Here is a 12530-nt window from a genome sequence, read left to right on the forward strand (position 1 = left end):
GAATCTGAGAGTTGTGGAATAATATTGATGGAGTTAATCATATATTTACTGATTGGTGCAATCGCTGGTTTTGCTGCGGGGCTATTTGGTGTGGGCGGTGGTCTGATTATTGTGCCGATTTTATTCATCGTCTTTACCCAACTTCAGTATGATCCCAGTGTGATTATGCACATGGCGGTGGGCACATCTTTAGCCACGATTATTGTCACCTCACTTAGCTCGGTTTCGGCGCATCATAAAAAAGGTGCAGTGCTGTGGAATGTCTTTCGGAATTTGTCACCGGGTTTGGTGATCGGTTCATTTCTCGGTGCAGGCATTGCAGATTATTTATCAGGGCAGGGTTTACAACTGTTAATTGGCTTTTTTGCGGTCTGGGTGGCCTTTAAAATGTTTCGCGGTGCAGCGACACCAGTCGATCCGAATAAACATTTACCCTCACAAGCCATGCAAATGGCAGCAGGCGGTGGTATTGGGATTGCCTCTGCGATCTTCGGTATTGGTGGTGGTAGCTTAACCGTCCCGTATTTGAATAAAAACGGCGTCATTATGCAAAAAGCGGTCGCGACATCTGCTGCATGTGGTTTACCGATTGCGATTGCTGGGGCCCTCGGCTTTATGTGGTTTGGTTATCAAGCCGATATCCTGGTTCCCAATACCATTGGTTATATCCATATTTATGCATTTATCGGGATTAGTGTAATGAGCTTCATCACTGCGAAATTGGGTGCGAAAGTGGCTCATATGTTGTCGCCATTTATGCTAAAGCGTTGTTTTGCATGTTTATTAACAACAGTCGGCTGCTATTTTATTTACCAAGGTGTGCAAGCCTTTGGCGCTTGATTGTCCGTTTTGACTGAAAAAATTGGCTTTGTTGACACAAGATTGTCAGACAATGTCATGTTCAATTAGGTTGCTTATCGTTTCTAATGCAAATAGATTGAGTGTAAATCTGAACATTGCATCTTATAAAAAAAAGATAGGAACAGTATGCAACAACAAGAAGCGGACAGTTTGTCAGAACAAATTGCCAAACACATCGGTGAACAAATCATTCGCGGTGAGTTGGTCGAAGGCGAGCGTATTCAGGAACTCAGAATTGCGGCCGAATTGGATGTGAGCCGTGGCTCTGTTCGTGAAGCTTTATTGATTTTAGAACGGACCCAGCTCATTGAAATCTACCCGCGACGTGGCGCCTTAGTCTCTGAAATGTCGGCTTTACAAGTGCGCTCATTATTTGATATTGCAGCATTATTGTTGGGCCAAATTGTGCATCGTATGGCGGAAACGTGGCGCAGCCATGAAGCTGAGCGTATTCAGTTATTACTTGAACAATTAGACGTGGAAACTCGCCAAGGCAATACTGAAAAGTTTTATGATCTGATTTTTCAGGGCATGGCTCGTCAGCATGAAATGGTGGGAAATACTTACCTGATGCGTTATTACCAAGAATTGTTGCCATCACTCAGACGTAGTTATTTCCTGACACTGAATATTTCACGACGTGAATTACAAGAATCTTTTGATTTGTTTAAATTAGTGACTGATGCAGTTTTAATCAGAAAATCACATCAAGCCACTTTATTTATGGAAGATTTTTGTCGACACTTACGCAACCTTGTGTTGGAATCACTAACACGGATGAAACAAATCGAATTAGCGTGGGCGAGACGTTCACGCCGCTGATCAGGACATTATGCGTTTAAGCAGTTTAAAACTTTCCGGCTTCAAATCTTTTGCCGATAGCACAACTCTAAAATTTGAAGGCAACCGTAGTGCGGTTGTTGGACCGAACGGCTGTGGTAAATCCAATGTGATTGATGCCATTCGTTGGGTTATGGGGGAGTCCAGTGCCCGTCAATTGCGTGGTGGCACCATGCAAGATGTTATTTTTACCGGAACGGCAAAGCGTAAACCAGTCGGGATGGCGAGTGTTGAACTGCGTTTTGATAATACCTATGGCAAGCTAGGTGGCGCTTATAATGCCTATACTGAACTAGCAGTTCGTCGTCAGGTCAATCGTGATGGTAAATCCGAATATTTCCTCAACGGCACCAAATGCCGCCGTCGTGATATTACCGATATTTTCTTAGGTACCGGTTTAGGTCCACGTTCGTATGCGATTATTGAACAGGGCATGATCAACCGTTTGGTCGATGCCAAACCTGAAGAAATGCGTGTGTATATTGAAGAAGCAGCTGGGGTTTCTCGCTATCAAGCTCGTCGTCGTGAAACTTTACAGCATCTAGAACACACCACTCAAAACTTAGAACGTCTCGAAGACATTGCATCAGAACTGAAATCTCAGCTGAAAACCTTAAAACGCCAGTCTGAAACGGCGGTGCAATACAAAGAATTAGAAACCCAAATTCGTACTTTTAAGATCGAAGTGCTGTCTTTCCAATGTGAGCAAAGTACGCGTTTACAGCAAGAATACACGCTTCAGATGAATGAGCTCGGGGAAACTTTCAAACTGGTGCGTTCTGAGCTGAACACCTTAGAACATGATTTATCTTCCACCAGTGCTTTATTTCAACGGCTTATTCAACAGTCCACGCCATTACAAAGCGAATGGCAACAGGCGGAAAAGAAACTGTCTGAGTTGAAAATGACACTGGAGCAAAAGCAGGGTTTATTGGCACAAAATTCGGCAAGTTTGGTTGAGCTTGAGAAGCAAAAAGCTCAAACCAAAGAACGTTTACAGTTATTAGAGTTACAACTGGAAACGCTACAAGAACTGCAAGATGGATTTGTTGAACAATTACAGCGTCAAGAAAGCAGTAGTCAGGAACAGACCCAGCAGTTAGCCGATTTGAAAGCTCAGCATCAACAAGCGGTTCAACAATTTGAACAATGCCGTGGGCAAGTCGAAAAGCAGCAACAGCAAAAGCTACAGATGTTGGCGCAGAGTGAACAATTGACCAAAAATATTGGTCGAATTGAGCAACAGCGCGAGACCCTACAACAGCAACGAGGTCAAATTCAGCATCAGGCGCAGCAAGATGAGTTGGAGCAGTATCAGCAAGATAAGCAACAACTCGAACAGCAAATTGTGCAACAAGAGCTGGTGATTGCCGAAACGCAAACACTGCTTGCAGCTGCACAAGAACAGCAGGCACAGCATAAAAATATGGTGCTGCAGCTAAAGTCAGAAATACAGGTGCTGTTGTCAGAGCAGAAAAACCTAAATCAATTGATGATTAAAGCTAGTCCAAAGCAGCAAAGTCAGCGTCAACATTTAATGCAGCAGTTGCAGTTGAGCACACAAGGTAAACAGCATGCACAACTGGTCGAGAAATTTTTGTCTAAATGGCTGAGTGCCCAAGTCTTGGGACACAGTGATAATTTTCAAGACAGTGTTGCACGTCAGGTCAAAGGCAGTCACCACACCGCAGCACAAATCGTTGGATTGGATGCTTTGGCGACGTGGATTGAAGCACCACAGCTTTCAATCTGGCAGCAAGTCGCAATTGCCGAAACATTGCCGATGGCATTGAGCCATCAGGCTAAACTGGCTGCTGGTCAGTCGATACTCACGCTCGATGGTTATCATGTCGGTGCGGATTGGGTGATTGGTCTGGACTATGATGAGGACAGCCAAGCAGGGCAAGGTGCATTGAGCCACCGTATTCGTTTAGATGAATTGACTGAATTACTTGCAGAGCAGCAGCCAAAGCTGGCGCAACTAGAAGGCCAATTGCCTGAGTTGCAAAATGCCGTACAGGCTTTACAGCAAAATCTGCAACAGCAACATAGCCAATTAAAAAATTGGCAAAAAGACATTCAAAATGCTGATGTTGCCATTGCGAAGGTACAAAGTTCCAATCAGGCTTTTGCCTTACAAAAGCAGCAGTTAGAAGATCAATTGCAGCAACTTGAAGCACAGCTTGAAGAAGATGCCATGCAAAAAGACGATTTGGAAATTGATTTGCATGCGCTGACGATGAAGCTTGAGCAAGCTTTGCCCAATTATAAAACCTTGCAATTCCAAGTTGAAGAATTGAGTCTAGCACTGGAAAGTGCTCAGCAAGTGGCATTACACAGTCAGCAAGAATTGGAAATCGTGCGTCGTCAGTCTGTACAGACGAAACAACAGATTGAATTATTAGAAAAAGACACGGTCTTTTTGAAAGCGCAAACTCAGCAAATTATTGGACAGATGGAACAGGCAAAGAAATTTGTCGATCCGGTACAGTTAGAATTGCCTGCGCTTGAGTCACAGTATTCAGAGCAGGCTCAAGTCACTGAACGTTTACAAAAAACCTGGAATGACTGGCAGCTTGAACTCAATAATGTTCAGAGCAAACAACAGACATTGACGGAACAACGCCATTCACATCAACAGCAAGATGAAAAATTGCGTACGCAATTGGAAGAAAAGCGTCTGGCTTGGCAATCCGCGCAGTCTGATTTACAGCATTATTCTGAACAGCTGAAAGAAATGAACAGCGAAATGCTGACAGGTTTAAGCATTGATGTGGTATCCCATCAGCAAAAACTAGAAAAAGCACAGCAGCAGTTTGATAAATTGGGTGCAGTCAACTTGGCTGCGGCAGAAGAATATACTGAAGTTTCTAAACGCTTTGATGATTTAAGCCACCAAATTGATGACTTGCAAAAGACCGTTGAACAACTGCAAGCTGCGATGAAAAGCATTGATCAGGAAACGCGGAAGCTGTTTATGACCACTTTTGATAAGGTCAATACAGAACTTCAAGCGTTATTTCCGAAAGTATTTAATGGTGGTGAAGCAAGCTTAAGCCTTGAAGATGGTTGGCAATCGGGTGTAAAACTGATGGCACGACCACCGGGTAAACGAAATAGCTCTTTGGCATTATTGTCAGGTGGTGAAAAGGCACTGACCGCATTGGCTTTGGTTTTTGCGATTTTCCGCCTAAATCCTGCACCATTTTGCGTTTTAGACGAAGTCGATGCACCTTTAGACGATGCAAATGTAGGAAGATTTTGTAATCTTGTAAAAGAGCTTTCAGAACAAGTGCAATTTATCTACATTACACACAATAAACTGGCTATGACAATGGCAACTGACTTACTTGGTGTGACCATGCCAGAACCAGGAACTTCAAAATTAGTGACTGTGAATATAGAGCAAGCCAAAGAATACGGTTTAGCTGCGGAGGCATAACATGGAAATCACCACTATAGTTGGGATTGTAATCGCTGTAATTATCATGGTTGTGGGCATTCGAATGATGTTTCGTAAACCTGCAGATGCAGCGCCATCACTTGACACCGAATTACATATTGATCCTGATAGTCAGCAACCTGTTATTCCGCGCCATGTACGAAATCAGTTAAATACATCTGAAACCACGCAACGTGTTGAGCCGACTTTGGCTGAGGAAAAAGTCACAGCGGTTGAAGCGACTGAAACTGTTCAAGCGAATGTAACGCAAGAAGCAACGGCAGCTGAGCAGAGCGCTGAGACGACGGCAAAGACTGAGACGACTACGACGGATCCTATTTCAGTTGAAAACGCTCAAACTGCGACAGAAGACAGTACCTTGTCTACAGAAGCCACTGAATCTACGACAGATAAATCTGTAGCAGATTTAGCCAATGAAACAACGACTCCCGCGACGGATGTTCAGGCTGAAGTTGTCCCTGCAGAAAAAACGCCAGAATTTAGTGTAAATAGCGCAATTGAAAAAGCTGAAATTAGCGATTTTGATGAAGAAAGCAGTATTTTGGATGCTCATTTACATGAACAAAAAATTGTCGATGAAGAAAGTGCTTTAGCAACTGCGGAAACTTATATCGCCTTAAATGTATTCCCTGATAGCCGTGCCTTGTCGGGTGAAAAAGCATTAAAAGTGTTACTGAAATACGGTTTACGCTTTGGCGAAATGGCTTGTTTCCATCGCTATGATGAAGAAGGTACAAAGTTATTATTCTCTGTATTGCAAATGAATAATGATGGCGCTGCGCAAGGTTTTGATCTTGAAACTTTATCGACTGAAGAAGTAAAAGGTTTGGCTTTCTTCTTAGCGCTGCCACACAGCGATGTACAAAATGCCTTTGATACCATGGATAGCATTTCACGTCTAATTGCCCGTGAAATTGACGGTACTGTGTATGATCAAAATAACCAAGAATTTACACCGCAGATGCGTGAACATTGGCGTCATCAAGCGATTGATTATCGTCAAGGTCAAGCTATCGAAGTCTAAGCGTCTTTGATTGAAACTCACCGAGTGGGTTTCTATAATAGCAACAGATAATGAAATTTGAGGGCGGAGCATGAACCGCCCTTTTTTATGGTGAATGTATGACACAACAATCCACTGTCGTTGCACAGATGCGACAACTGATTCAACTCTTGGCGAAGCATAACCATGCCTACTATGTCATGGACACGCCAGAAATTGAGGACAGTGAATATGATCAACTTTTTCACCAATTAAAAGCTTTAGAAGAGCAATACCCTGATTTAGTGCAACCTGATACACCAACTACAAAAGTGGGTGGAAAGGCCTTATCTAAGTTTGAATCTGTAACCCATGCAGTGCCTATGTTGTCATTAGGTAATGTGTTTAATGCAGAAGATTTATTTGCCTTTGCCCGTCGTGCGGAAGAACGCTTACCGAATCAAAAAATTGAATATGATGTCGAATTAAAATTTGATGGACTGGCCATTTCTCTCTGGTATGAAAATGGCATTTTAGTCCGTGGTGTGACACGGGGTGATGGTGAAACTGGGGAAGACATTACCCAAAATGTAAAAACCATTCGTAATTTACCTAAAGTACTGACTTCTACACAGACTGAAATTCCAAGTCTGCTTGAAGTCCGTGGTGAAGTCCTGATGCCAAAGTCAGGTTTTGAAAAGCTTAATGCTGAAAATGAAGCCAAAGGTGAAAAAACCTTTGCCAATCCACGAAATGCAGCAGCAGGAAGCTTACGTCAACTCGATCCTGCAATTGCGGCTTCGCGTCCTTTGGCTTTTTATGCCTATGGCATTGCACAGTGTGAACCACATCATGGGCAAACCACCATGTCTGCAAGTCTTGAGTGGCTGACACAGTTTGGTTTTGCTGTCGGTGAACGTCACTTTATATGTGACAGCATTCAGGACGTACAAGCTGCGTATGAGCAAATGATCATTGATCGTCCAAGCCTGAGCGTTGAAATTGATGGCATGGTGATTAAGGTAAATAGCCTGAAGCAGCAGCAAACATTGGGTTTTTTAAGTCGTGAACCACGCTGGGCAACGGCATATAAATTCCCTGCAGTCGCAGCGCTGACGACAGTTGAAAATATTGATTGGCAAGTGGGGCGTACAGGGACTTTAACCCCAGTCGCGCGTTTAAACCCTGTGGCAGTCGGTGGCGTAACGGTTTCCAATGTCACTCTACATAATATTGGTGAAATTCACCGTTTAGATGTCCGTGTAGGCGATACCGTGAGTGTTTACCGTAGTGGTGATGTGATTCCCAAAGTGGAAAAAGTTTGGCCTGAATTTCGACCTGTAGAAACAGTTGAAGTTCAATTGCCCGAATGTTGTCCTGTCTGTTCTTCACCTGTGGTGATGCCCGAAGGTGAAGCCTTGGCACGTTGTTCAGGTGGTTTGTACTGTGCTGCACAGCGTATTGAGGCGATTCGTCACTTTGTATCGCGTAAAGCTATGGACATTGAGGGCTTAGGCGACCGTTGGGCGGAATCTCTTTTACATCTAGATCTGCTCAAAGATGTTGCTGATATTTATAGCTTGCCTGAGCATCGTGAAAAATTACTGACTATTGAAAAAATGGGTGAAAAGTCGGTTCAAAACCTCATCGATTCTATTGAAAACAGTAAGAAAACGACACTAGGTGCATTTATTTATGCACTCGGCATTCGAGGCGTGGGTGAAACCACGGCACGCATGCTCGCCAATACCTTCCAAACCTTTGATGCGATTCGTCATGCAGATCTCGAATCCTTGAAAAAAACGCCAGACGTTGGTGATATTACCGCTGAATGGATTGTCGATTTTTTCCAAGCGCCGCATAACCTCGAAGTGGTTGATCGTTTGTTGGCAGCTGGGATTCATTGGGATGCACCTATTGCACCAAGTCGTCAGCCGCTGAATGGCGAGAGTTGGGTGATTACTGGGACATTGAGTACCATGGGTCGTGATGAAGCGACGCAAATGCTTCAAGCCTTAGGCGCACGTGTCAGTGGTAGTGTTTCGGGTAAAACCAAATGTGTAGTTGCAGGTGAAAAGGCAGGTTCTAAATTAGAAAAGGCCGAAAAGCTGGGTGTACCTGTGATGAGCGAACAGGAGTTTATTTCCTTTGTACAACAGCATAATGCTTCTTAAGTATTGAAAAACTTAACCTGAAAACGTAGTTACTTTTGAACAAACGCCTGACGCATTGCATTGGGCGTTTTTATTTTTGGTGCTTAACATGATTGCGTCAGCCTATCAGTTGTTGATGATAGATCAGACATCATTCCTCAACATCACTCACGAAATATTTTGTTAAAGCGTGAATGTATTGAGATACAATTTTAGCTATAAAAAAGCAGCCCTTAGGCTGCTTATTTTTATTCAGTGATCACATTATTCTTGATCAATTTTCATTGGTTTTACATCCATTTCTTGATAGGAAACCAACTTAGTTTTGTGTTTCCACTTATAACCGAACCAAATGGCAAGGAATAAGAAAATACCAATATAGGTAGAAACAACGGCCAACCATTCACCATCTAAAACGGCTTGATAGTTCTGACCAAGGACCACGATGGCACACAAAACAAAGGCAAACCACGGTGCAAATGGGAAGAATTTTGCACGGTAAGCAAGATCTTCCAATTTATTGCCTTGAGCCAAGTAGCCTTTACGGAAGCGATAATGTGAAACTGCAATACCGAGCCACACAATAAAGCCACACATACCTGACATGTTCAGTAACCAGTTAAATACCGCTTGTTCACCGATAAAAGTGGTTAAGAAGCACAGTGCCGCAATCGCCGTTGTTGCATAAAGCGCATTCATCGGTACGCCACGTGCATCTAAGCGACCAAAGACTTTCGGCGCACTGCCTTTACGTGCCATATCAAACAGCATACGAGTAGAGGAGTACATACCAGAGTTACCCGCTGATAAAATCGCAGTTAAGATCACCGCATTCATCACCGATGCAGCAAAAGCAAAACCTGCTTTTTCATACAGTAAGGTAAATGGTGATAGTGCAATATTTTCAGTAGATGCTGCTTGTAATAAACGTGGGTCATCATAGGCAATAAGAGTGCCGATAATGAAAATACACACGATATAAAACAACAAGATACGCCAGAAAATTTGCTTGATGGCAATAGGAATGGTCTTTTCAGGATCTTTCGATTCACCTGCAGCCACACCAACCATTTCAGTCCCTTGGAAAGAGAAACCGGCAATCATGGCCACACCAATCAAGGCAGATAAACCGCCGACAAATGGGGCTTCACCCTTGGTCCAGTTGGCAAATGTTTCTACGCCCGGTGTCAGCATGATTTTGCCAATCATAAACAGGCCGATAATGATAAAGGCAACAATTGCGAGCACTTTAACAAGCGAGAAGAAGAATTCGGATTCACCGAAGCCTTTTACGGTCAGTGCATTAATGGCAAAGACGATTGCGAGGAAAATCGCACTCCAGTAGAAGCCCGGAATATCTGGAAACCAGAATTTCATAATGAATTGGACAGCAACCAATTCAAATGCTACGGTAATCGCCCAGTTATACCAATAGTTCCAACCCAAAGCGAAGCCGAAACCACCCTCGACATATTTGGTGCCGTAGGTAAAGAATGCACCCGAAGTTGGGTTATGTGTTGCAAGCTCACCTAAGCTGGTCATCAAGAAGTAAATCATGATACCAATTAAGCAGTATGCAAGCAGGGCGCCACCCGGGCCTGCATTGGCAATGGTTGCTCCAGAGGCAAGAAATAAACCTGTACCAATTGATCCACCAATTGCAATCATGTTGAGATGGCGAGCACCCAACTTACGCTGAAGCTGAGCTGGTTTTTGAGTTTCGCTCATCATTGTTCCTTAAGATTTTTTTGCGTGCTCGCAAACAAGACTTTAAATCCTTGTTGGTCGGCTTTGATTGTACATTGACCATAATGCTGCTCAATTAAAGTCGGATAATTGAGGAATCGGTTGGCAACAATCCAAAGCTCACCCCCAGACTTCAAATGTCTGCGCGAAGTTTTGCATAGATTTTCACTGGCATTGTAGTCGGTTTGAATCCCTTGATGGAAGGGTGGATTGCTGACTATGGCATGTAAAAATAGTGGTGCATCCTCGATTCCTGTGACCGCTTTAATCTCAAGTTGTTCAGGTTCAAGCAAATTTTGTTCAAATGTCATTTGTGTAGACGCCAGTGCAAAGGCATCTACATCCATGGCAAAGATACGATTTTTAGGATTTAGTTTGGCTAAATAAGCACTGATAACACCCGCACCACAGCCAAAATCTGCAATTTTGCCCGAAGTGACTTGTGATAAATAAGGCAATAACGTAGCCGTACCCACATCTAAACGGTTCTGGCTAAATACGCCAGGCAGTGCGCAAATCGTAAGCTCACCATTTGGGGTTTCAACTGGATATTTTTGCACCCAATCTTGCAATGGCTTCAGTGCGACAGTTTTTTCCAATAGGGTTTGCCACATTTGGCAGTGACGCGCGCTATCAATTTTTAGGGTTTTACCAAAGGGCTGTAATTGTTTTGCAGCGCGTTCAACACCGCCTTTTTTCTCACCCACGAGGAAAATAGACGAACCTTGAGCAAGATGACTTGCGACATTGTGTAATAAATAATTCAGCAGCTCTTTTGATTTCGGAACAAAAATAACCGCTTGATCAAACTGACCTTCAGGAAAATCGACACCAAAATGGACATTTGACTGTTGATTTTGAAAGTACTGAAAATCATTAAAATTCCAGCACCAAATCGATGGCTTAATATTGTCATTCAATTGACTGAGTAAGTCATCTGTCGGTGCATTTACGAAAAGCACGCGATCTTGTAATAAATCGATCTGTCGTATAACGACTTCACTTGTGAGATCCATAGATTTCTCCATCATAAAAAACACTGCCTAGGGCGGAACCTAGGCAGTGTTCTTTGACAAATGAACTTACTTCTTCACTTCAGGAAGAACAATATTCAAAATAAGGGCAGCGATACCACCAGTGGCAACGCCTGAACTGAAGATATTACGGAACAATTCAGGAAGATGTTCAAGGATTTGTGGTACTTGTGCAACACCTAGACCCAATGCCAATGAAATCGCAATGATTAATAGTGCGCGGCGGTCTAAATGAATGCCTGACAAGATATTAATACCCGAGGCAGCCACGGCACCGAACATGACCATTACAGCACCACCAAGCACGGCTTGTGGAACTGCCTGAATGACACCTGCTACAGCAGGAAGTAAGCCTAAAATAACCAATAGGGCAGCAATCCAAATGCCTACATAGCGGCTTGCAACACCTGTTAACTGAATGACACCGTTGTTTTGCGCGAAAACAGAACTTGGGAACGTGTTAAAGATACCGGCAAGGAATGAGTTTGCACCATTCACCAATACACCACCTTTAATACGCTTCATCCATTCAGGGCCATCTACAGCTTGATTTGAAAGCTTAGAAGTCGCGGTAATATCGCCAATCGCTTCCAAAGATGTCACAAGGTAGATAAATGCCATTGGAATAAACAAGCTCCAAGAGAAGCTTAAGCCAAAGTGCATCGGTGTTGGAATTTGAACCAGTGGCGCATCTTTTAAGCCATCAAAGTTTAAATGACCCATAAAGCCTGCAAGGATGTAACCCACGACTAAGGCAATTAGGATGGCAGAACTTTTTACCCATGTAATACGCACACGGTTCAATAAAATGATCAGTGCCAAAACGGTACATGACATGATGAGGTTGTCTGCATTGGCAAATGTTTTATCGCCCATAGCTTGATAACCACCACCCATGCTGATCAGGCCTTCTTTAATTAAAGTCAGACCAATCAATAGCACCACAATACCTGTTACCAATGGGGTAATCAGTTTTTTCACCCAAGGTAAGATCCGTGACACACCCATTTCAATGAATGAACCCGCGATCACCACACCAAAGATAGATGCCATGACTGCTTCTACAGGTGTGCCTGCCGCAACCATCGCAGAACCAATACCGATAATAGGACCAATAAAGTTAAAGCTGGTTCCTTGTACAATCAGGAGACCTGCACCAAATGGACCGACTTTTTTACATTGTAAAAAAGTTGCGATACCAGAGATCACCAATGACATCGAAAGAATCATATTGGTGTCTTCTTTTGATACACCAAGTGCTAAACAGATCAGCAGACCCGGCGTCACAATCGGGACAATAATGGCCAATAAATGTTGGAACGCAGCGAGAAAAGCAATAAAAGGTTTTGGTCGATCATTCAATCCATAGACTAAATCGAGTTGATCTTTTGCTTCGGGAGATTGGTTTAAATCAGACATGCGGCACTGAAAATTAAGGCTAGGTGGCGCTA

At 43.3% G+C, this 12530-nt stretch carries 8 protein-coding genes; 5 read left to right on the plus strand and 3 right to left on the minus strand.

Going from position 1 to position 12530, the window contains the following annotated elements; translation table 11 throughout:
* Positions 1-27: 27 nt before the first annotated feature.
* The 5 genes from MST18_RS03325 to ligA all read left to right on the plus strand — a co-directional run bounded on the left by MST18_RS03325 (position 28) and on the right by ligA (position 8320).
* Positions 28-840 carry a sulfite exporter TauE/SafE family protein gene (locus tag MST18_RS03325; protein ID WP_180133836.1) on the plus strand — a complete coding sequence of 271 codons (813 nt, stop codon included), beginning with the start codon at positions 28-30 and terminating at the stop codon, positions 838-840.
* Positions 841-987: 147 nt separating this feature from the next.
* Positions 988-1683: a GntR family transcriptional regulator gene (locus tag MST18_RS03330; protein WP_078191157.1), complete on the plus strand. Its 696-nt coding sequence runs from the start codon at positions 988-990 to the stop codon at positions 1681-1683.
* 10 nt (positions 1684-1693) lie between these two features.
* Positions 1694-5143, plus strand: coding sequence for a chromosome segregation protein SMC (smc, locus tag MST18_RS03335; RefSeq protein WP_180133835.1), 3450 nt, complete (start codon positions 1694-1696; stop codon positions 5141-5143).
* Between the two features lies 1 nt (position 5144).
* Positions 5145-6188, plus strand: coding sequence for a cell division protein ZipA C-terminal FtsZ-binding domain-containing protein (locus MST18_RS03340; protein ID WP_180133834.1), 1044 nt, complete (start codon positions 5145-5147; stop codon positions 6186-6188).
* Positions 6189-6286: 98 nt separating this feature from the next.
* Positions 6287-8320 (plus strand): NAD-dependent DNA ligase LigA, encoded by a 2034-nt coding sequence (gene ligA, locus MST18_RS03345; RefSeq protein ID WP_180133833.1) that lies wholly within the window; start codon positions 6287-6289, stop codon positions 8318-8320.
* A gap of 243 nt (positions 8321-8563) precedes the next feature.
* Here the strand turns inward: ligA and MST18_RS03350 are convergent, their stop codons facing one another.
* The 3 genes from MST18_RS03350 to MST18_RS03360 form a co-directional block, all read right to left on the minus strand.
* Positions 8564-10027: an amino acid permease gene (locus MST18_RS03350; protein ID WP_180133832.1), complete on the minus strand. Its 1464-nt coding sequence runs from the start codon at positions 10025-10027 to the stop codon at positions 8564-8566.
* The gene (locus tag MST18_RS03355; RefSeq protein ID WP_180133831.1) at positions 10027-11061 is read right to left on the minus strand and encodes a methyltransferase; all 1035 of its coding nucleotides are present in this window, start codon (positions 11059-11061) and stop codon (positions 10027-10029) included. The genes MST18_RS03350 and MST18_RS03355 overlap by 1 nt, the downstream gene beginning before the upstream one ends.
* 66 nt (positions 11062-11127) lie before the next feature.
* Positions 11128-12498 (minus strand): uracil-xanthine permease family protein, encoded by a 1371-nt coding sequence (locus MST18_RS03360; protein WP_078191151.1) that lies wholly within the window; start codon positions 12496-12498, stop codon positions 11128-11130.
* Positions 12499-12530 lie beyond the last annotated feature (32 nt).

The organism is Acinetobacter sp. YH12068_T, from assembly GCF_024606005.1.
GTDB classification, from domain to species: domain Bacteria; phylum Pseudomonadota; class Gammaproteobacteria; order Pseudomonadales; family Moraxellaceae; genus Acinetobacter; species Acinetobacter amyesii.

What these genes read in the sequence shown, in the direction of transcription:
- MST18_RS03360 (WP_078191151.1), bottom strand. Translation starts at nt 12,498, where the DNA reads ATGTCTGATTTAAACCAATCTCCCGAAGCAAAAGATCAACTCGATTTA.
- MST18_RS03330 (WP_078191157.1), top strand. Translation starts at nt 988, where the DNA reads ATGCAACAACAAGAAGCGGACAGTTTGTCAGAACAAATTGCCAAACAC.
- smc (WP_180133835.1), top strand. Translation starts at nt 1,694, where the DNA reads ATGCGTTTAAGCAGTTTAAAACTTTCCGGCTTCAAATCTTTTGCCGAT.
- MST18_RS03350 (WP_180133832.1), bottom strand. Translation starts at nt 10,027, where the DNA reads ATGAGCGAAACTCAAAAACCAGCTCAGCTTCAGCGTAAGTTGGGTGCT.
- MST18_RS03340 (WP_180133834.1), top strand. Translation starts at nt 5,145, where the DNA reads ATGGAAATCACCACTATAGTTGGGATTGTAATCGCTGTAATTATCATG.
- ligA (WP_180133833.1), top strand. Translation starts at nt 6,287, where the DNA reads ATGACACAACAATCCACTGTCGTTGCACAGATGCGACAACTGATTCAA.
- MST18_RS03325 (WP_180133836.1), top strand. Translation starts at nt 28, where the DNA reads ATGGAGTTAATCATATATTTACTGATTGGTGCAATCGCTGGTTTTGCT.
- MST18_RS03355 (WP_180133831.1), bottom strand. Translation starts at nt 11,061, where the DNA reads ATGGATCTCACAAGTGAAGTCGTTATACGACAGATCGATTTATTACAA.